The organism is Methylobacterium sp. AC690, from assembly GCF_979256535.1.
This window is the reverse complement of the sequence record NZ_CEEDOX010000012.1, coordinates 1-18992: the sequence shown is the minus strand read 5'-3', so window position 1 is coordinate 18992 and position 18992 is coordinate 1. Positions and strand designations below refer to the sequence as shown.

17 protein-coding genes and 3 pseudogenes are annotated in these 18992 nt (G+C 66.9%); 9 read left to right on the top strand and 11 right to left on the bottom strand.

The window, feature by feature from the left end; all coding sequences use genetic code 11:
- Nucleotides 1–34: 34 nt before the first annotated feature.
- The 3 genes from AC0IY1_RS14890 to AC0IY1_RS14880 form a co-directional block, all read right to left on the bottom strand.
- Entirely contained in the window at nucleotides 35–433 is a 399-nt protein-coding gene (locus tag AC0IY1_RS14890; RefSeq protein WP_108040622.1) for a response regulator, read from the bottom strand.
- 88 nt (nucleotides 434–521) lie between these two features.
- On the bottom strand, nucleotides 522–1130 hold the full coding sequence (gene fixJ / locus AC0IY1_RS14885) for a response regulator FixJ (RefSeq protein ID WP_471770475.1): 609 nt from the start codon (nucleotides 1128–1130) through the stop codon (nucleotides 522–524).
- Nucleotides 1120–2670 carry a PAS domain S-box protein gene (locus tag AC0IY1_RS14880; protein WP_471770472.1) on the bottom strand — a complete coding sequence of 517 codons (1551 nt, stop codon included), beginning with the start codon at nucleotides 2668–2670 and terminating at the stop codon, nucleotides 1120–1122. The genes fixJ and AC0IY1_RS14880 overlap by 11 nt, the downstream gene beginning before the upstream one ends.
- Nucleotides 2671–3003: 333 nt before the next feature.
- Here AC0IY1_RS14880 and AC0IY1_RS14875 point away from each other — a divergent pair, with 333 nt between their 5' ends.
- On the top strand, nucleotides 3004–3864 hold the full coding sequence (locus AC0IY1_RS14875; protein ID WP_471770470.1) for a universal stress protein: 861 nt from the start codon (nucleotides 3004–3006) through the stop codon (nucleotides 3862–3864).
- Nucleotides 3865–4120: 256 nt separating this feature from the next.
- Here the strand turns inward: AC0IY1_RS14875 and AC0IY1_RS14870 are convergent, their stop codons facing one another.
- The 4 genes from AC0IY1_RS14870 to AC0IY1_RS14855 all read right to left on the bottom strand — a co-directional run bounded on the left by AC0IY1_RS14870 (nucleotide 4121) and on the right by AC0IY1_RS14855 (nucleotide 7746).
- On the bottom strand, nucleotides 4121–4516 hold the full coding sequence (locus tag AC0IY1_RS14870; RefSeq protein ID WP_471770468.1) for a BLUF domain-containing protein: 396 nt from the start codon (nucleotides 4514–4516) through the stop codon (nucleotides 4121–4123).
- 69 nt (nucleotides 4517–4585) lie between these two features.
- Nucleotides 4586–4909 (bottom strand): c-type cytochrome, encoded by a 324-nt coding sequence (locus AC0IY1_RS14865; protein WP_471770466.1) that lies wholly within the window; start codon nucleotides 4907–4909, stop codon nucleotides 4586–4588.
- Nucleotides 4909–5724 carry a universal stress protein gene (locus AC0IY1_RS14860; RefSeq protein ID WP_471770465.1) on the bottom strand — a complete coding sequence of 272 codons (816 nt, stop codon included), beginning with the start codon at nucleotides 5722–5724 and terminating at the stop codon, nucleotides 4909–4911. The genes AC0IY1_RS14865 and AC0IY1_RS14860 overlap by 1 nt, the downstream gene beginning before the upstream one ends.
- A gap of 105 nt (nucleotides 5725–5829) precedes the next feature.
- Entirely contained in the window at nucleotides 5830–7746 is a 1917-nt protein-coding gene (locus tag AC0IY1_RS14855) for a heavy metal translocating P-type ATPase (protein ID WP_471770463.1), read from the bottom strand.
- Between the two features lie 263 nt (nucleotides 7747–8009).
- On the opposite strand from AC0IY1_RS14855, the gene AC0IY1_RS14850 reads away from it, so the two are divergent.
- From AC0IY1_RS14850 to AC0IY1_RS14835, 4 genes are all read left to right on the top strand, one after another.
- A complete protein-coding gene (locus AC0IY1_RS14850; protein ID WP_471770461.1) occupies nucleotides 8010–9452 on the top strand; it encodes a cytochrome ubiquinol oxidase subunit I in 1443 nt (480 codons plus the stop codon).
- 6 nt (nucleotides 9453–9458) lie between these two features.
- Entirely contained in the window at nucleotides 9459–10472 is a 1014-nt protein-coding gene (gene cydB / locus AC0IY1_RS14845) for a cytochrome d ubiquinol oxidase subunit II (RefSeq protein WP_471770459.1), read from the top strand.
- Between the two features lie 11 nt (nucleotides 10473–10483).
- Entirely contained in the window at nucleotides 10484–10600 is a 117-nt protein-coding gene (locus tag AC0IY1_RS14840; protein WP_471770457.1) for a DUF2474 family protein, read from the top strand.
- 435 nt (nucleotides 10601–11035) lie between these two features.
- Nucleotides 11036–11680: a DUF1003 domain-containing protein gene (locus AC0IY1_RS14835; RefSeq protein ID WP_471770456.1), complete on the top strand. Its 645-nt coding sequence runs from the start codon at nucleotides 11036–11038 to the stop codon at nucleotides 11678–11680.
- 796 nt (nucleotides 11681–12476) lie between these two features.
- Here the strand turns inward: AC0IY1_RS14835 and AC0IY1_RS14830 are convergent.
- From AC0IY1_RS14830 to AC0IY1_RS14820, 3 genes are read right to left on the bottom strand one after another with little or no spacing between them, the layout of a single operon-like run.
- Entirely contained in the window at nucleotides 12477–12932 is a 456-nt protein-coding gene (locus AC0IY1_RS14830; RefSeq protein WP_471770454.1) for a carboxymuconolactone decarboxylase family protein, read from the bottom strand.
- 17 nt (nucleotides 12933–12949) lie between these two features.
- A complete protein-coding gene (locus AC0IY1_RS14825; RefSeq protein ID WP_471770453.1) occupies nucleotides 12950–13378 on the bottom strand; it encodes a cupin domain-containing protein in 429 nt (142 codons plus the stop codon).
- Nucleotides 13365–14282 carry a catalase family peroxidase gene (locus AC0IY1_RS14820; RefSeq protein ID WP_471770451.1) on the bottom strand — a complete coding sequence of 306 codons (918 nt, stop codon included), beginning with the start codon at nucleotides 14280–14282 and terminating at the stop codon, nucleotides 13365–13367. Before AC0IY1_RS14820 ends, AC0IY1_RS14825 begins: the two co-directional genes overlap by 14 nt.
- Nucleotides 14283–14505: 223 nt before the next feature.
- On the opposite strand from AC0IY1_RS14820, the gene AC0IY1_RS14815 reads away from it, so the two are divergent.
- The 4 genes and pseudogenes from AC0IY1_RS14815 to istB all read left to right on the top strand — a co-directional run bounded on the left by AC0IY1_RS14815 (nucleotide 14506) and on the right by istB (nucleotide 18364).
- The gene (locus tag AC0IY1_RS14815; RefSeq protein ID WP_471770450.1) at nucleotides 14506–15396 is read left to right on the top strand and encodes a helix-turn-helix domain-containing protein; all 891 of its coding nucleotides are present in this window, start codon (nucleotides 14506–14508) and stop codon (nucleotides 15394–15396) included.
- 422 nt (nucleotides 15397–15818) lie between these two features.
- Nucleotides 15819–16016: pseudogene (locus AC0IY1_RS14810) on the top strand (integrase catalytic domain-containing protein); the annotation flags it as partial.
- A 117-nt stretch (nucleotides 16017–16133) separates the two neighbouring features.
- Nucleotides 16134–17621 (top strand): annotated as a pseudogene (istA, locus tag AC0IY1_RS14805) (IS21 family transposase); the annotation flags it as partial.
- Between the two features lie 8 nt (nucleotides 17622–17629).
- A complete protein-coding gene (istB, locus tag AC0IY1_RS14800; protein ID WP_471770448.1) occupies nucleotides 17630–18364 on the top strand; it encodes an IS21-like element helper ATPase IstB in 735 nt (244 codons plus the stop codon).
- Nucleotides 18365–18408: 44 nt separating this feature from the next.
- Here the strand turns inward: istB and AC0IY1_RS14795 are convergent.
- Nucleotides 18409–18918 (bottom strand): annotated as a pseudogene (locus AC0IY1_RS14795) (IS5 family transposase); the annotation flags it as partial.
- Between the last annotated feature and the right edge of the window lie 74 nt (nucleotides 18919–18992).

The window sequence follows — 18992 nt, the reverse complement described above, 5'->3', positions numbered from 1 at the left end:
CCACGATCCCCCGGAGCGAGCCCCCGGTTCAACGTCAGCGTCGGATCGCGGGAAGCCGAGCGGCGGCGTCGCCACCCATGGCAAGCATGGCCAGGAGCGGCTCGAAGGCAAGCGGCTTCTCGATCAGCGCCAGTCCGATGGCCCGGGCCTTCTGGCGCACGACGGGCGCAGGATCCCCGGTCATCAGGACCGCAGGTGCACGAACATCGGCCGCGCGCAGTTGCCGAAACACCTCGATCCCATCGATGTCCGGCATGACGTAGTCGAGAACGAGGTAGCGAGGCTCGGGCCCCGGGAAGGCGGCCAGTACGCTCCGGCCGTTCGGGAAGGCTTCCACCCGGTGTCCCTCGCCTTCGAGGAGGAAGCAGAGCGAGTGCAGGACCGCCGGGTCGTCGTCCACGACGTAGATGGGGGATGCAAGGTTCGTCGACATGATGATTGATGCGCCAACCGCGGGTCCGAATACCTCAGACCAAAACCTTGGCGTAACGTGCCTGTGCCTGCCTTGACCTGCCTCAACCCTACGCGAGGCCGGCCAGGACCGCCCAGCGAACCAATTCCTGCAGGCTGGCTGCCTGCGTCTTGGCCATGAGCTTGGCACGATAGATCTCGACGGTCCGCGGGCTGATGTCGAGCGTACGGCCGATGTCCTTGCTGGAGCCGCCCGCGACGAGTTGGTCCATCACCTGACGCTCGCGCTCGCTCAGGGTCTCGACGCGACGGATGAACTCCTGGAGGTTGGGATCGACGGCCTGGGCTGGATCGCCCCGGTCGAGGGCGGAGCGCAGCGCCTGCAACAACGCCTCGTCGTCGAAGGGCTTCTCGATGAAATCGCAGGCGCCGAGCTTCATCGCCTCCACCGCGAGGGGCACGTCCCCGTGGCCCGTCATCATCACCACGGGAAGCGTGTGGCCGTTGGCCCGCAGGCGGCGTAGCAGTTCCAAGCCGTCGACGTCGGGCATGCGGATGTCGGCCAGGACGCACCCGCGCGCCGGCTTGATCAGCGTATCGAGGAGGTTGGTCCCTGCCTCGTAGAGCGCGACCTCGAAGCCGGCCGTGTCGAGCAGGAATCCGACCGAATCCCGCATGGCCGGGTCGTCGTCCACGACATGCACGAGGCTAGGGGGCATGGAGCGCGTCTCCCTCGGAGGCTGTCACCAGCGTCAGGCGGAAGGTGGCCCCGCCAGCCGCGTTACGCTCGACCGTGAGCCGGCCGCCATGCGCCTCGATGATGGTACGGCAGATCGAGAGCCCGACACCCATCCCGCTGGCCTTGGTGGTGACGAACGGCTGGAACAGCCTGTCGGCGATCTCGTCCGCGATGCCGGGGCCGGTATCCGACACCGAGATCTCGACCAACTCCGGAGAGAGCGCATGCGCGTCGACGGCCATCTCGCGCCGTTCTCTGTGCTGCATGGCCTCGCGCGCGTTGCGCATGAGGTTGACCAGGACCTGCTGGACCTGCACCCGGTCGGCCAACACGGCTCTGAGGCCTGGGGCCACGCGGACCTTGGCGACGATGCCCTGCTCGCGAGCGCCGACCAGCGCCAGGGCGCTCGCCTCCTCGATCAGCCGTGAGACCGGCTCAAGCCGGCGTTCCGTCTCGCCCCGGGTGACGAACTCCCTGAGGCGGCGGATGATCTGGCCAGCCCGCAGGGCCTGCTCTGCGGTCTTGTCGAGGACCTCGATAGTCTTTGCGATGGCCTCGGGGTCGGGCTTCGCGAGCAGGCGACGGCAGCCCTTGGTGTAGTTCGCGATGGCGCCGAGAGGCTGGTTCATCTCGTGCGCCAGGGTGGACGCCATCTCGCCCATCGCACTCAGGCGGGAGACGTGGGCGAGATCGGATTGCAATTCCTGAAGCCTTGCCTGGGTCCTCTGGTGCTCGGTGAGGTCGTTGATGAAGCCGGTGAAGAACACCTGCTCGCCCGAGCGCATCTCGCCGATGGCGAGCTCCATCGGGAATGTCGTGCCGTCTGACCGCTGGCCCGTCACGACCCGATGGATCCCGATGATGCGGCGCTCCCGGGTTCTCCGGTAGTGGTCGAGGTAGCCGTCGTGCTCGCCGCGCATCGGCTCGGGCATCAACATCCTGACGTTTTGTCCGGTCGCTTCGGCCGCTGTGTAGCCAAAGAGGCGCTCGGCCGCCGAACTAAACAAGAGGATGATGCCTGCTTCGTCGATGACGACCATGGCCTCGGGCACGGTGTCGAGGATTGAACGCAGGTGCGCCTCGCGGGCGCGCAGGTCCGCCTCGGCCTGCTTCTGCAGGTGGATGCTGAGAACGACGCCACGGTGACGCGCCGGTCGGCCATCCCCATCGAGGCTCACGCGTCCGCGCGAGCGCAGCCAGCAGACATGACCGTCCGGTCGCATGACCCGATAGTCGACCTCGTAGCTCCCGCCCTCCCGCAACGCTCCCTGGATGGCATCCGCCCGCGCTTGGCGGTCATCGGGGTGCACCAGGACCTGGGAGGCGGCGAAGGTGGTCAGTCGCTCCGGCGGAACGCCGAAGAGCCGGGCACAGGTCGGCGTGACCGTGACGCGGCCGGTTGGTATGTCCAGAGACCAGATGCAGATGCCTACATCGTCCAGCGTCTGCCGGAGCTCATCGACGGTCAGCGCTCCGTCCTCGCCTTCGCCAATGCCGGGCGCGTCGCGGGTGTCGATCATCGTTCACACCCGAAGAGGTCGCCGGAGCGGCGGTGCTGGTCATCACCGGAGACGCCCATATGGAGCCCTCCCTACAAATGCGCTCCACCGGTGAGGAGATGGATTTCCCAGTCACGGCTCGCATCACGACCTCGTGATGACAGGCTACCGTGTTTCGGCCCCTGACGACAGCCGTGAGTCCCGGCGCTCTTTCATTATGATCTCCTTCCGCGGCGCACGTCTTCCGCGGGCGGGTGATACCGCTCAGGGACGGACGATCATGACTTGAGATGGATCAACGCCGCCTCGCACGGACGGGAGGAATATGGGGCTACCTTACCGAGGGAAATGACCATGCTCCGGAAGCCCCCGTCCCCGCTCGCGGTCATTCGCGACATCCTGGTCGGAACCACCGTGGAGGGCGAAGGCGATGACGCCTCCTCGGCCATCGGATATGGCCTGACGCTGGCCAGGGCCGCTGGTGCACACCTCACGATCCAGTCCGCCTCATGGCGCCTCTCGGGCGACGATGCCTGGCTCGGCGACTTCGATTATGAAGGCGTCGCTATCGTCGACCGCCGCCTCGACGAATTAGCCCGATCCATCGCGGTCCGCTCGGCCGGAGACGCGGCGCAGGCAGGGGTGGTCTGTACGACGGAAACGCCGAGCCTGCCTTACCCTGCCCTCGTGGGCCGCCTGGCGGTCCGGGCGCGCCTGCACGATCTGACGGTGCTGGATGCATGGCCAAGGATCCATGCCATCGACATCGAGACCATAGAGAAGACGTTGTTTGGGAGCGGTCGTCCGGTCATCGCCGTGCCGCCCGGCTCCGACGCCTTTTCTGCACGACGCATCATCGTCGCCTGGGACGGCAGCGCCCAGGCGGCACGGGCCGCCAACGACGCGATGCCGTTCCTGCGCGCGGCCGAGGTGGTCGAGATCGTCTCCGTCACCGAACCGGAGGAACTCCACATGTCAGTTCCCGGAGCGGAATTCGCACCGCATCTCGCGCGACACGGCGTGAACGTGACCGTCGTCGATGTGCCGGTGACGGACGGTGTGGCCGAGACGCTGCGCAACCAGGCGAAGATGCTCAGGGCCGACATGATCGTGATGGGGGCCTACGGGCACTCCCGCATCCGGGAACTCCTCTTCGGCGGCGTCACGCGCTCGCTCCTCAAGAGCAGCCCGGCGCCGCTGTTCCTGGCGCATTGAGGAGGGGATACGGTCATGAACCCGAGGAGACGTTCCGGCTGCAGCGCGGCGGCAAGGGTCGCGCGGATCAACAACCAGCCGCGGCCGGGCTGGCGCCCCGATAGGGAACGGGTGTCAGCCCCATTGGGGACACCCGACCGTGCTTGCATCGAAGAAGACTGGATGAAGCCACTCGACGAGGACGACCTGCGGGCGCTGGAAGCCGCTTGGGGCTTTGTAGAATAGACCGGGCAGGCGCATCGACGCGGCGCAGGCTCTATGAAGGAGAGGTGCGGGCGAATTCTCGCATGAAGTCCTGCAGGCGCTTGAGGTGACGGCCTTCGGGCTCTTCGGACCCTCTCGTCGCAAGAGCGCCGATCAGGCTTTCGGCGAAAACTGAGCGGCCTGAATAGGCCATCGACCAAGTCGGAAATCCCCGCTGGTCGGCCTGCCGGTCTTGAACAACGTCGATCTGCTCATGGCGCCGGTCACGAAGGATGCTGTCCATCAGCTCATTGATGGCGGCGCGGGAGCCCTCCAGGACTTGGGCGAAGTGCGTGTCGGTGGCGATCAGCGCGCCGGTGACCTGAAGCCGTGCGTTCCTGACCCGTGCGGTCTCCACGATGTCCCGGATGTCCGCCTCCGTCGCCTGCCTGCGGCTGACGTAGAGCAAGGATCGCTCCATCGTTTCGTCCACCTTCGTCTTCGTCCAGCCGCCGGATAGCGGTCCCGCGTAGGCCTGTCACGGATTCAAGGTCTTCAGATACGCGGTCAGGTCGTCGGCATCCACCGGGTCCAGGCGGAAGTCGGGCATGGCTGGATGACGCCGGTCGACACCTTCGACCAGGATGTCGGCAAGGTCATCGATGGGGAACCGGCCGGCGAGCGTTCGAAACGTCGGTGCCTCGGGCATCGGGCTTGCGCCCTGAGAACCGACGCCATGGCATCGCGCGCAGGTCGTGCGAGCAAACGCTTCGCCCCGGGATGCCGAACCCTCACGGGCGAAGGCGGTCGAAAAGACGAGCGGGAACACCGCAAGCGCTGCGGTGATGTGGGGGCGGCTCATCAGTGGCTCATCAGGCAGCAGACGGGTGCCGTCTGCAGGATGTCCTGGGTCATGCCCCCGAAAGCCCATTCCCGCAGCCGTGAATGGCCGTAGGCCCCCATGACGATGAGGTCGGCGTACTCGCGACGCGCGAACCGGATGACGTCGTCGGCCTCGCCGCGAAGCGACGGTTCCAAAACATGGATGGTGACGTTGGCGCCATGTCGCCTGAGGTGGTCGGCCACCGCCTCGGTCCCTTGGGACGCCCCCTCGGGTCCGACCGAGACGAGATAGACATGGTCTGCCTGACGGAGGAAAGGCATCGCCGCCGGGATGGCCCGTCGTGCCTCAAGGGTGTCCTTCCAGGCGACCACGATGCGGTCGGCGCCCAGGTGCTCGGCATCCGGAGGAACGACCAGAACCGGACGCCCCACCTCCATCAGCAACGGGCCGGGCAGCACCGCCATCGCGCCCGGGACACCATCGGCTTCGCTATGGCGTCCGACCACCACGAGGTCTGCCGCGCGTGCCTCCCGGGCGAGATTGGCTGTGGGGTGCCCCTCGGTGCAATGCCAGTCGGTGCGGAGGGCTCCGCCGGCATTGCGCGTGAACAGGTCCCGGACCCGGGCAGCCTCGTCGCGGTATCGGCGTTCCTCGGCTGCACGCAGGATGCCGTCCTCCTGCAGGTTCGTGAATGCGGAAGGTCCGGGGATCGGCCGAGCCGCCACGCCCGTCATGTCCGCCTCGAAGCGCTTCGCCAGCCCGGCGGCAAGTCGGACACGGTCGGCGGAACCGCGATCCAAGTCCACGGATACCAGGATGTTCGCGTAACTCACGGCCGTCTCCCGAGCCCGCCGAACCCAGCGGAAGGGGATCCTGGTTCTTCCCGGTTCCGCCTGCCTTGATCCATCTCAAGGGACTGCCCGCGGTAAGTGGTCCGGCTACGCAGATCCCTGGGCATCCGGTGCTTTGGTGGTCATCGGACCTCCGAGTGCCCGCATGGCGTTGAGGATGACGGCGACGTCGATGGCCTCCTGCAACAGGGCTCCCTGCAGCGGCGACAGGAAGCCGAGGGCCGCCGCGACCATGCCGGCGAGCGACAGGCCAAGGCCGACCAGAACGCTCTGGAGTGCGATGACCCGGGACCGCTTTGCAATGCCTATGGCATGCGGAAGGCGCGCGAGGCTGTCGATCAGCAGGACGACGTCCGCCGCCTCGGCCGCCGCTGCCGCGCCCCTGGCGCCGAGAGCGACCCCGAGGTCGGCGGCGGCCAGGGCCGGCGCGTCGTTGACGCCGTCCCCCACCATCATCACCGGTCCATGCACCCGTTCGTTCGCCACGATCCGCGTCTTGCCCGCAGGATCGAGGTCCGCCTCCAGGGCATCGATGGGCAGGCCCTCGATCAGCGCCTGCGCGACGTTGCGCCGGTCACCGGTCGCGAGCACGACGCGCTGGATGCCGCACCGGCGCAGGTCCGCCAGCGTCCGCCCGCCGTCCGTTCGCAGCGGATCGGCGAAGCTCAGGGTCGCGGCGGCCTTGCCGTCCACGGCCACCAGGACCGTCGCGGCCACCGCGTCCGCGGTCCGGGCGGCGTCCGTTTCCGGGAAGGGGATGCCGTGCGCCCGCATCAAGCGGGGGCCGCCGACCCGGACAGGCTGCTCCTCCACGAGGCCCGTGACGCCCTCGCCGGGGACTTCGGCCACCTGCGTCGGTTGCGTCAGGGTGAGCCCGCGTGCGAGGGCCGCATCGACCAGCGCACGGGCCGTCGGGTGACCGGAGGCCTGGTCGAGGGAGGCTGCCAGCCTCAGGACATCCTGTTCCCCGATAGAGCCGAGGATGTGCACGGCGGTCAGTCGCGCCGTCCCGTGGGTCAGCGTGCCGGTCTTGTCGACCACGAGCACGCGCACGCGTGCCAAGGTCTCCAGGGCACCGCCGCCCTTGATGATCACGCCGATGCCGGCCGCCCGCGAGAGACCGGAGATCAGGGCGACGGGCACCGCGAGGATGAGCGGACAGGGGGTGGCGACGACTAACACCGCGAGGGCCCGCACGGGATCGCTGGTGGCCGCCCAGGCCGCCCCGGCCAGCATCAGGGTCAGGCCGAGGAAGGCCAGGCCATAGCGGTCGGCGAGGCGCGCCATCGGGGCCTTCTGGGCCCGGGCTGCCTCGACGAGCCGGACGATGCCCGCATAGGTGCTCTCGGCGGCCCCGCGCTCGGCCAGGAGCGTGAACGGCGCACCGACGTTGACCGTGCCGCTGAGCACGGCGGCGTTCACTTCGAACGCGACCGGCAGCGCCTCGCCGGTGAGCGTCGCCTGATCCAGGATGGCCCGACCTGCGGCGACGCGGCCGTCGACCGGGAGGACGTCGCCCACGCGCACGAGGATGCGGTCGCCCGGCGCCAGCATCGCGATGGGTACTTCCTTCACGGACCTGGATTCCTCGCGCAGGGCGGTGCGCGGCTGGCGGGCGAGCAGGGCCGTCATGGCACGGCCGGCGCGTCCGGAGGCGTAGGCTTCCAGCGATTGGCCACCGGCATACATCAGGGCGATGACGACACCGGCCAGCGGCTGCGACAGGGCGAGCGCGCCGCCCATCGAGAGCAAGGCGACAAGGTCGAGCCCGACGTCCCCTCGCGCCAGGCTGGTCACGACCTGGGCCGCGAGGACGGCGAGGACCGCGAGCGTCGGAAGCGCCCACGCCAAGGCCGCGATGTCCGGGCGAGCGAGCGCCTCGGCCGATAGTCCGGTGCAGAGGCCGACCAGGGGCAGAACCGCCAGCCATCCGCGGAGGCGTGGGAACGCGTCGGCGACAGCCGGCCGTTGTGCCGCACTTGGGTCAATGGCCGTCGTCGTCATTCTCGGGTTCGCTTCCGGCTGTTGCGGGCCTTTGGGTTGCGCCCGTACTGCCCGAGGAGCCTTGCGCTGGATCAACGCGCGCGTGGAACCGGAGGAGAGGGCCGAAGCCTCCCGACGGTCACCGCCGCGTTGCCGGCCGACCGGGCATCTCCGAGGGAAAATTTTTCCGGCGTCGTTGATCCAGCGCAAGGAGGCGGCGTCGTGGCGTCTGCATCGTCGGGCGTATCGCTCCGGGCGCACGTCCTGGACGCCCGGAGATCCAAATGTCTTCCCTGACCCTGCTGAGCGCGGTCGACCTGGCCCGCACCCAGTTCGCCCTGACCGTCGTGTGGCACTTCCTGTTCCCGGCCTTCACCATCGGCCTGGCGAGCTTCCTCGCCGTCCTGGAAGGCCGCTGGCTGGCCACCGGCAAGGCCGTCTACCTCGACACCTACCGCTTCTGGCTCAAGGTCTTCGCCGTGGCCTTCGCCATGGGCGTCGTCTCTGGCCTGGTGATGTCCTACCAGTTCGGCACCAACTGGTCGGTCTTCGCCGACCGTACGGCGCCGATTCTCGGGCCGCTGCTCGGCTACGAGGTGCTCACCGCCTTTTTCCTTGAAGCGGGCTTCCTCGGCGTCATGCTCTTCGGACTGGAGCGCGTCGGTCCGCGCCTTCACTTCCTGGCGACCTGCCTCGTGGCTTTCGGCACCCTGACCTCGGCCTTCTGGATCCTCTCGGCCAATTCCTGGATGCAGACTCCCACCGGGCATACGATGGGTGCCGACGGCCGGTTCGCCCCCGCCGATTGGTGGGCCATCGTGTTCAACCCGTCCTTCCCCTACCGCTTCGCCCACACGGTGACCGGTGCCTACCTGACCACCGCGATGATCGTGGGCGCGGTCGGTGCCTGGCACCTCCTTCGCGACGCCAAGAACCCCCGCGCGCGCGTCATGTTTTCCATGGCGATGTGGATGGCAGCCATCGTCGCACCGGCCCAGTTGGTCATCGGCGACCTGCACGGCGCCAACACCTACGAGCACCAGCCCGCCAAGGTCGCGGCGATGGAAGGGCACTTCGCGACGCAAAGCCGGGCTCCCGCCCTGATCTTCGGATGGCCCGACGCCGAGGCCGGCGAGACGCGCGGCGCCTTCGGCATACCGGGCCTGGCCAGCCTCTACCTCACCCACGACCTCAACGGCACCGTGAAGGGGCTCAAGGACATGCCCCGCGCGACTTGGCCGACTAACCTGCCGCTGGTGTTCTGGTCGTTTCGGGTCATGGTCGGGCTCGGCCTGCTGATGATCGCCCTCGGCCTAGCGTCGCTGTGGCTGCGGTGGAAGGCCCGGCTCTACGACACCGCCTGGTTCCAGCGCTTCGCGGTCGCCATGGGGCCTTCGGGTCTGATCGCCGTCACCGCCGGCTGGACCGTCACCGAGACGGGCCGCCAGCCGTTCACCGTCTACGGTCTGCTGCGCACCGCCGACAGCGTCTCGCCGGTGGCCGCCCCCGCCGTCGCCGCCTCGCTCGCCGCCTTCGCGGTGGTCTACCTCGCGGTGTTCGGGGCGGGCATCTGGTACCTGCTCCACCTCTTCAACCAGACCCCGCAGGTGCACGAATCGGGACCGCCGACCGGCGTGCCGATCCGGACCGCCGGCATCACCCCGGCGCCGGCGCTCGACACGCCGCATCACGGCGCCAGCCGTCCCGCCCTCCAGCCTGCGGAGTAGTCCCCCATGGCCATCGATCTCACCCTCGTCTGGGCGCTCCTCATCGCCACCGCCATCTTCCTCTACGTGGTCATGGACGGCTTCGACCTCGGGGTCGGCATCCTGTTCCCGGCCATCCGCGAAAAGGCAGACCGGGATGTGATGGTGAACACCGTCGCCCCGGTCTGGGACGGCAACGAGACCTGGCTCATCCTCGGCGGTGGCGGCCTGTTCGCAGTGTTCCCCCTAGCTTACGCCACGCTGCTGCCGGTCCTCTACATTCCGCTGACGCTGATGCTGCTCGCACTGGTGTTCCGCGGCGTCGCGTTCGAGATGCGGTTCCGGACCATCACACGTCTATCCCGGACCACGTGGGACGGCGCCTTCTCGGTCGGGAGCTTCGTCGCCGCCTTCTGCCAGGGGATCTGCCTCGGCGCCCTGGTGCAGGGCGTCCGGGTCGAGGGGCGGGCCTATGCCGGAGGGTGGTGGGACTGGCTGTCGCCGTTCTCCCTGTTCACCGGGCTCGCGCTGGTCGCCGGCTACGGGTTACTCGGGGCGTGCTGGCTGATCTGGAAGACGGAGGGCGAACTCCAGCTCCGGGCTTATCGCCTCGCACGGGCATTCGGCCTGGCGACCTTCCTCGCCATCGCCGTCGTGTCCCTGGCGATGCCGTTCCTCAGCCCCGCCTTCCGCGGTCGTTGGCTGACCTGGCCGGCCATGGCCTTCGTCGCCCCGGTCCCGCTTCTCGTTGGCCTTCTGGGCTGGCGCCTGCGCGACGCCCTCGAACGGCGGGAGGAGGTGGTGCCCTTCCTGTGCGGGCTCGGCCTGTTCCTGCTCTCCTATGTCGGACTCGGCATCAGCCTGTTCCCGATGATCGTGCCGCCCGCGGTGACAATCTGGGACGCAGCCACCCACCCGAGCAGCCAGCGTTTCCTTCTCGTCGGGACGGTGGTGCTGCTGCCGATGGTGCTCGGCTACACCGCCTACGTCTACTGGCTGTTCCGGGGTAAGGTCACCGCCGGCGCGCCGGGCTACCACTGAGGGGCCGCGGCATGACCATTCCCAACTCGATGCACCGTATTGGCTGGTTCGTGGCCCTGTGGGCGGGCGGCATCGCCTGTCTCACCGCGGTCGCCTTGCCCCTGCGATGGCTTCTCAAAGCGGTGTGACGCCACCTTCGAAGGTATCCGTTCCACCGTCAGCCTCCTCCACGTGATCGGAAGTCCGGGCCTGGGACGGATCGCCTACCGCGCTCCCCAGGCCGAATCCGTGACAAGCCCCTTCCGTCGCCCAGAGCGAGCCTTCCATGCCGTCGGACAAGCCAGACCACGAAGCCCATCTGCTCCCCAGCGCCGCTAGGAATTTGCCATCTCACCCGGGTGGCGAGACAGGAAGCACTAGGCATCCTGCTCCCGGCTGACGAAGCCGTTCGCGACCAGCGCGGTCGAAAGGAGCGGGTCCTGTCCCGCCTTCTCGACCGAGGACGCGACGGACGGGGCCGTCCTCGTATCCTACGGTCATGGCTGAGAACGGAAAACGGTTCTGGCAGGCGTCATCCGGGACTTTTTGCGCCACGCCCCCATCCGCAGTCTCGTGAGCCACCGATGTCCCAACACCTCATGCCGACCGCGACGGCCCCCCTCGCCGACCATGCGAAGCCGGAGGGCGGCGAAAACCCTTCCGTCGACGTTGCGGTCGCACATTTGGCCCGCCGATTGACAGAAGCCGGCTTGGAGGGTCTGTCCGGGCGTGAACGCCGGGTGATCCTCCACATCGCCAGACGATGCCACGTGTCCCAGGATGTGAACCATGTCGTCGTCGAGCTCCAGACCTTCGGCGAACGCCTTGCGGATCGCGTGGCCCAGCTCGGCGGCTCGTGGGGCTTCATCCTCATCTTTACGGGAATGCTCGTCGCCTGGGTAATCGTGAATACCGTAATCCTCGGCCAAGTCGGCGGATTCGATCCTTATCCGTACATCTTCCTGAACCTGATCCTGTCGATGGTCGCGGCGCTTCAGGCCCCGGTGATCCTGATGTCACAGAACCGCCAAGCGGCCCGCGACCGGCTGGCGGCCGGACTGGACTACGAGATCAACCTGAAGGCAGAGGTCGAGATCATGTCCCTGCATGACAAGCTGGACCGCATCCGTATGGAGGGGCTCGAAAGCCTGATGGCCACGCAATCAATCCGGATCGAGGCCATCGCCGCGGCGGTCGGCGTCGTCCCCTTAATACCGGTGACTGATTGATGGGCTCGTTTCAGGCGCCGATGAAGGGTGTCTGAACCGAGGAGGACCATGGACGGGGAACTTCCCAGCCATAACTAGCTTGCATCCAGAACTTCCAAATTTTGGAGCCGGAAAGGAATATCGAATACCTAATTCTTTTGCTCGCTGTGGCTACGCTTGCCATTGTGATTGGCGCGGCGCTCTGGATGCCTGCTCGAGTTGCACAATCAAAGGGTGATCCAAAGCGATCGACATTTACTGAACAACACGGCAGCACGCCTCGCCAAAATCGTCCCGGCACCGAGCATTAGCTTGAGCGTTCTCAATTTTGTCTTGAGTTTGGAAGTGAGTTAGAGGCACCTAGTGCCGGCATATCGCAATGCTTGCGAAACGAGGCGTGGCCATGTCGTTCTTTTTAGGCATCGGAGGACCTTGGATCGTCTTCATGCTGCTTGACCTATTCTGGACCAAGCAGAGGCAGGAACTTTCGTCCTCCAGCCGATCAGGTGGCAGGCAGCAGCGCTTGGAGAGCCTCCTTCAGAAGCGAACTGGAAGGCCGGTACCCGTTCGTGCACGTGCGCCGCAGCCTCAAACCAGAAACGGCGGCGCATATTTGTCCGAGCCTGATAGCTACCTCTATCGCCGAGTAGATTAGGGCGCACGTCCGCTCGCCTGCTCTCATTCGGATGCGGCAGGATCCAGCTTGCTTCGTCGCAATGGAAGCCTGTTGCGGAGCTCATCACCTCGTCCGGTTCCTCGCTCCGAGAGGGCGCGCCACGGGACCTCTATTGCACGGGTGACGATGCGGAGTGAGACCTTACTTCTCAGGAGGTGCGGCGGGGCCGCGCCGGAAGCCGATCGCGATGCGGTTGTAGATATTGATCAGGCCAATGGCGATGGTCAGGTCCGTCAGCTCCTTTTCGTCGAACTGAGTACTCGCGGCCTGGAAGACATCGTCGGGGACATGGCTTGTCGCGACTTCCGTGACGGCCTCGGTCCATGCCAGGGCAGCCTGCTCCCGAGGCGTAAACCATGGCTTCGCTTCTCGCCAGGACGTCAGCAGCAGCAGCTTCCGGGCCGGAGTGCCAGCCCCGAGCAGGTCCTTGGCATGCGTGTCGATGCAGTAGGTGCAGCCGTTGATCTGCGACGCGCGGAGATAGACAAGGTCCACCAGGGCCTTGCCGAGCCCGCTTTTGGCGACATAGGCGTAGACCTCGCCGAGTGCCTTCAAACCTTCCGGCGACCGGGACTCGTAATTGAGGCGCTGGTTCATGGAGAGCTCCAGTTCGTTCAGGGCTCGATGTGCGAGTCATCGACCTTCAGGGCGTTTCCCTCGGGGGCAATGAAGACGACGAGCAGCTTTGCGACTTCCCCGGCGCTGGCATTCTCCGTGAGGACGTGATGATCGCCTGGCTTCTCGGTCCAGCTTTCGCCGGTCCTGAATGTGCGTACGGGTTCGCCTTCGATCTGGCTGCGAACGGAACCGGCAAGTACGTGGACAAACAGGAAGGCCTTGCCATGACGGTGCGGAACTGCCTTCGCGCCGGGTGGGAAGCTGACCTCAACCGCCGTCAAACGGTAGCCTGGAACGTCTGGGAGCGCCTCTTGAACCAGGGGCCGCAGAGTTTCGGCGGGTGCGGGCGACGCGAACACGCCCCGTGCCGCGATCCCGGCCGCAACGATCGCTGCGGCCAGGACCGCCCGCCTATTGCCGTTCACTGAAAGACACCGGGTAGGCGGCGTTGCGGACCGCGAGCATCGGGTCGGCAATGCTGATCCCGGGCGGCACATTGCCCGGCATGAAGAGAAGTGCGCGGTCGCGCTCGGGCGTGTTCTCGATCGCCTTGTCTATGGTGATAACGCCCAGCGTGATGAGCCGCCGGGTCTCCGGCCACGCCGTCGAGGGATCGTCCGGCCTGTCTGCAGGCTCCGCGATCTGCGCTTGCCACGTGAAGGCGGCGGTATGCGCCGCCACCCGCGGGCCGATCTCGTCCCCTAGGTAGCTGGCCGAGCGGGTCTTGAGCGCATCCGGATCGAGGTAGTGCTCTCCGGAGGCCGGCACGAAGCGGTAGCGGACGGTCTGGGTCCGCCCGGCCGCGTCCGTGAAGGTAAAGGCATTCACCCCGAAATAGGCCGTGGTGGCGAAGCTTTCTGGCGGCGGCTTCTGCGTGGCGAAGAAGGCCTGCGCCCGCGGATGGTCGGCGAAGAACCGATCGAGCGCTGTCGGCTTGGCGGCATCGGGGCCACTCAGCGGAAGAGCCTTCAAGAGCGTGCTGAACTCGGCGGCCGTGGCCACTGGGAAGCCGTTGAAGCTGTGCGCAACGATATCGTAGGTCGCCCCACTGGGCAGGTCGAACTTGATGGCCAGACCGCGCGGATTGGCATCGCCGCTCGTGTCCGGGATATCGGGAAGTCCGGTGAAATCGGAGAAACGGACAGTGACTTGCCGGTTGCCGGTGAACACCTCAGCCTTCGATACAGCCTGGGCCTCGTGGCTGGGCTCGAACCGGCCTTCGAGGATGACGCCTTTGGCGTGGACAGCACGGGCGTGGTGATCTCCGAACGCACCGTGGAAGTCCCGGACCAGTTGCGCCGGAAGATCCGGTCCGTCCGTCTCGGCCATGGCTGATCCTCCTAGGAGAGTGCCGGCGACCTGTATGCTCGTCAGGATAGCCACGGCCATCCACCCCTGGGGTGCGGGCATTGCTGGCTCCTCGCCGGAAGTGAAGACGAAGCGAGGATCCCACGCGAGCCGCTGGCCGTCCGTTCCCGGATTGCTGTTTTCGCGGAGATGCTATCCGATACCCCCTAGGTCGCCATGCGCCTTGCCCCCGGGAGGCCGCCTCATGGATCTGGAAGCTGACGGTCCCCGCAAATACGGTGGGCTGAACGTCATCGCCACGTCCCGGCGACGGGCCTGGACTGGGCTAGTGGCGGACCTGCGCCGACACGAGGCGGCTGAGCTGCCGCCCTTCGAACCCAAAGCCCTTGAGATCTGCATCGCCGTGGCGTGCCACGACGACTGTGTCGTGACACGGCGCGGCCAGGGCGTCTGGCAGCGCACCCGGGTCGAGCCCGGGATCGCCTGGCTCTGCCCAAGCGGGGTGCAGGAGGAAGATATCCGGATCTCGCAGTGGCACGATATTCTCCACCTCTATCTGCCCGCGGACTGCTTCGCGCGCCATAGCAACGAGAATGGCGGACCGGTGGTCGCACAGGGCTCCGTACGCTATCTCGCTGGTCTCCGAGACGATCAAATCCGGCAGGTCGGCTGGTCGCTTCTGGCAGAGATGCGGGAGCCGACCTCGACTGCACAGGTTCTGGTCCAGAGCCTGGCTCTTCGCATGACGGCCCGGATCGCCGAGCGCTATGCCGCGGGATGCAGCACTTCAGGCCAGGAGCGGCAGCACCAACTCGACGAACGGCGGTTGCGGCGCGTGCTGGAATACATGGCCCAGCATGTCGAGGACGATATCAGCCTGGATGACCTGGCCGCAGTGGCCTGCTTGAGCCCGTTCCACTTCCTCCGCATGTTCGCACGACGTATGGGAACGCCGCCGCATAGGTACCTTGCCGGCATGAGGCTTGAACGGGCGAAGTCACTCCTGGCACTTGGGCATCTTGGCGTCGCAGAAATTACCCTTGCTTGTTGCTTTTCGTCCCAGTCCAACTTTTCGCGGGCCTTCCGTCGGGCGACCGGGACAAGTCCGCTCGCATATCGCCGACAATCCGCATAGAAGATGGCCGGCGCGATACCGCATCCGCGCATGCCCCCAGCGATCCGATCAGTCGGCTGACACGACCTTTCGCAGGTCCGGCGCTGCCGGCGCGGAGCTACTACACCTACGTTCCGGAGCCACGCGCTGATGATGCATCCATACGCGCCTTCTGCACGTGGCTCGTCGGTGCTGCCAAACTTTAGTCCCGCCTCAAACCGTGCATGGAGGTGGGTTCAGAGTTGGTCCTGCACATCCTCGACGCTGACGATGCCAGGCCGTGCTTTCAAGTCACGGATGATCTCGGCAACCGCTTGTCGTAGCAGCCGTTCAAACGCGATCAGGATCTCGTCTTGCCCCGGATCAGCCAAGATCCCTTCGCCGAGTCCGAAGTCGACGTCAGCGGGAGTGAGGTTGCCGAAGCTCCCGCTGGCAGGCTCCCCCACAGTCGCGCCTGCCTGGCGCTAAAGGTCGCGAGGCGCATCAACAGTCTGGGTGTGATCGAGACGCTGGCCGATGCGATGTGCCTGCATGGCATCCCGGAGAACATCCGCTGCGACAACGGCCCGGAGATGATCGCGAAGGCTTTGCGGAAGTGGGTCGCCAAAACCGGCCCGCAGATCCAGTATATTGCACCAGGATGTGTTTCGGCGTGCAACTTTGACCCCGTGAGGCGGGGGATCGGCGTCCAATTCTGACCCCCTAACCTCGTTTTCGCAGACTGCTCTCCGGTACGGCCGGAAGGGTGGTGTAGGGGGATGAAGGGCGTGGACACGATTGCGCGCATCCGGCGCGAGTTCTTCACCCGCGGTCGCGCGATCAAGGACATCGTCCGCGACCTGCACGTCTCCCGCAACACGGTCCGGAAGGTCATCCGGTCGGGGGCCACCGGCTTCGCCTACGAGCGTGAGGTGCAGCCGCTGCCCAAGCTCGGGCCGTGGCGCGACGATCTCGATCGGATGCTGACCACCAACGCCGGCAGGTCTGCCCGCGAGCGGCTGACGCTGATCCGGATCTACGAGGCGCTCCGCGGGCTTGGCTACGAGGGCGGCTACGATGCCGTTCGGCGCTATGCCAAGACCTGGAAGCGCGAGCGCGCCTCGGTCACGGCCCAAGCCTTCGTGCCGTTGTCGTTCGCCCCGGGCGAGGCCTACCAGTTCGACTGGAGCCACGAGATCGTGCTGATCGGCGGCACGACCGTCACGGTCAAGGTCGCCCACGTCCGGCTCTGCCACTCGCGCATGCTGTTCGTGCGGGCCTATCCGCGCGAGAGCCAGGAGATGGTGTTCGACGCCCACGACCGGGCGTTCGCGTTCTTCCGCGGCACCTGCCAGCGCGGCATCTACGACAACATGAAGACCGCGGTAGAGACGATCTTCGTCGGGCGCGAGCGCGCCTACAACCGCCGCTTCCTGCAGATGTGCTCGCACTACCTCGTCGATCCGGTCGCCTGCACGCCGGCCTCGGGCTGGGAGAAGGGGCAGGTCGAGAACCAGGTCGGACTGGTGCGCGAGCGCTTCTTCACCCCGCGCGTCCGCGTGAAGAGCTACGAGGAACTGAACGCGCTCCTGCTCGATGGAGTGATCGCCTACGCCAAGGCGCATCCTCATCCCGAGGAGCGCGAACACACCGTCTGGGAGCGGTTCGAGGCCGAGCGGGCAGCCCTCGTTCCCTATGCCGGCCGCTTCGACGGCTTCCACGCCATCAGCGCTTCGGTGTCCACGACCTGCCTCGTGCGCTTCGACAACAACCGATACTCGGTCATGGCCTCTGCCATCGGCCGCCCGGTCGAGGTCCGTGCCTACGCCGAGCGCGTCGAGATCCGGCAGGACGGTCGCGTCGTCGCCGAGCACGAGCGCGCCTTCGGCCGGGATCAGACCGTGTTCGATCCCTGGCACTACGTCCCCGTGCTCGCCCGCAAGCCCGGCGCGCTCCGGAACGGCGCACCGTTCAAGGACTGGGTGCTGCCTCCCACCCTCGACCGGGTCCGACGCAAGCTCGCCGGCAGTGCCGGAGGTGACCGGCAGATGGTGGAGATCCTCACCGCTGTGCTCGGCGACGGGTTGCCGGCCGTCGAGGCGGCCTGTGCCGAGGCGCTGCGCGAGGGCGTCCACTCGGCCGACGTCGTCCTCAATATCCTCGCCCGGCAGCGCGAGCCGACCCCGCCCGTCACCATCCTGACCCCCGAGAGCCTGCGGCTGCGCCACGAGCCGGTCGCGGATTGTGCCCGCTACGACAGCCTGAGGAGCCCCCCATGATGGAACGCCAGAACATCCTCGCCACCATGAGCGAGCTGAAGCTCTTCGGCATGAAGGCCGCCTACGACGAGATCATCAAGGTCGCGGTGAAGCGCACCCACGAGCCGCAGCAGATCGTCGGCGACCTGCTCCAGGCCGAGATCTCCGAGAAGCAGGCGCGTTCGATCCGCTACCAGCTGACGATTGCCAAGCTCCCTCTGGCCAAGGACATCGCCGAGTTCGCCTTCGACGGCACCCCGATCAACGAGGGTCTGGTGCGCGACCTCGCCGGCGGTGAGTTCCTGGCTCACCAGCGCAACGTCGTGCTCGTCGGCGGTACCGGGACCGGCAAGACCCACCTCGCCATCGCCATCGCACGGGCCTGCATCCGGGATGGCGCGCGGGGCCGGTTCTACAACGTCGTCGACCTCGTCAATCGGCTCGAAGCCGAGGCGCGCGCCGGCCGGCAGGGCCGCATCGCCGACCATCTCGCCCGGCTCGACCTCGTGGTGCTCGACGAACTCGGCTACCTGCCGTTCGCGCAGTCGGGCGGCCAGCTCCTGTTCCACCTCATCAGCAAGCTCTACGAGACCACCTCCATCGTGGTCACCACCAACCTCGCCTTCGGGGAATGGCCGAGCGTATTCGCCGGCGACGCCAAGATGACCACGGCGCTGCTCGACCGGCTCACCCACCATTGCGAGATCGTCGAGACCGGCAACGAGAGCTGGCGCTTCAAGAACCGCGCCTGAGGTCGGCGCACACGTCTCGCCTGCTGGACCCCTGATCAGCCCGGCTACGCCACCCCGACCCGCTTCGCCGGGCTGATCAGGGGCGTCCCGCCATACCTATCCAGGGGGTCAAAGTTCGACGCCGATCCAGGGTCAATGTTCAACGCTGTTTGACAGTCTGCGCGTCGCTCGTAGCGGATGGGCAATCGCCGGACTTGGTTGAACCAGGCGTGGGTGCGCTCCACGACCCAACGGTGACGACCGAGTGTCTCGCTGTTCTCGATGCCCCGACGCGCGATGCGCGGGACGATCCCCCGTGCCCGGCACTCCTGACGGCGGGGTCTGGCATCGTAGGCCTTGTCGGCGTGCAGCTTGTCTGGACGGCGTCGCGGTCGCCCGCGCCGACCGTTGCGCAGGGGCGGGATGGCATCGAGCGCCTCCGCCATCATGACACTGTCGTGCCGGTTGGCCCCGCTCAGGCAGAAGCCGAGTGGCGTGCCTCGCGCATCGGTGACGAGGTGGCGCTTCGTGCCCGGCTTGCCCCGGTCCGTCGGGTTCGGGCCGGTGGCAGGCCCCCTTTATGGATGGCCCGCCCCTCACTGGGCTTCACTGCTAGGTTTGCAGTGTGGCTCACACGAGGGATGGAGCG

Bases quoted from the DNA above. Each gene is read 5' to 3' on its own strand.
- AC0IY1_RS14835 (WP_471770456.1), top strand. From the start codon at position 11,036: ATGTCCCAACACCTCATGCCGACCGCGACGGCCCCCCTCGCCGACCAT.
- AC0IY1_RS14830 (WP_471770454.1), bottom strand. From the start codon at position 12,932: ATGAACCAGCGCCTCAATTACGAGTCCCGGTCGCCGGAAGGTTTGAAG.
- AC0IY1_RS14875 (WP_471770470.1), top strand. From the start codon at position 3,004: ATGCTCCGGAAGCCCCCGTCCCCGCTCGCGGTCATTCGCGACATCCTG.
- fixJ (WP_471770475.1), bottom strand. From the start codon at position 1,130: ATGCCCCCTAGCCTCGTGCATGTCGTGGACGACGACCCGGCCATGCGG.
- AC0IY1_RS14850 (WP_471770461.1), top strand. From the start codon at position 8,010: ATGTCTTCCCTGACCCTGCTGAGCGCGGTCGACCTGGCCCGCACCCAG.
- AC0IY1_RS14880 (WP_471770472.1), bottom strand. From the start codon at position 2,670: ATGATCGACACCCGCGACGCGCCCGGCATTGGCGAAGGCGAGGACGGA.
- AC0IY1_RS14815 (WP_471770450.1), top strand. From the start codon at position 14,506: ATGGATCTGGAAGCTGACGGTCCCCGCAAATACGGTGGGCTGAACGTC.
- AC0IY1_RS14855 (WP_471770463.1), bottom strand. From the start codon at position 7,746: ATGACGACGACGGCCATTGACCCAAGTGCGGCACAACGGCCGGCTGTC.
- cydB (WP_471770459.1), top strand. From the start codon at position 9,459: ATGGCCATCGATCTCACCCTCGTCTGGGCGCTCCTCATCGCCACCGCC.
- AC0IY1_RS14865 (WP_471770466.1), bottom strand. From the start codon at position 4,909: ATGAGCCGCCCCCACATCACCGCAGCGCTTGCGGTGTTCCCGCTCGTC.
- AC0IY1_RS14890 (WP_108040622.1), bottom strand. From the start codon at position 433: ATGTCGACGAACCTTGCATCCCCCATCTACGTCGTGGACGACGACCCG.
- istB (WP_471770448.1), top strand. From the start codon at position 17,630: ATGATGGAACGCCAGAACATCCTCGCCACCATGAGCGAGCTGAAGCTC.
- AC0IY1_RS14820 (WP_471770451.1), bottom strand. From the start codon at position 14,282: ATGGCCGAGACGGACGGACCGGATCTTCCGGCGCAACTGGTCCGGGAC.
- AC0IY1_RS14840 (WP_471770457.1), top strand. From the start codon at position 10,484: ATGACCATTCCCAACTCGATGCACCGTATTGGCTGGTTCGTGGCCCTG.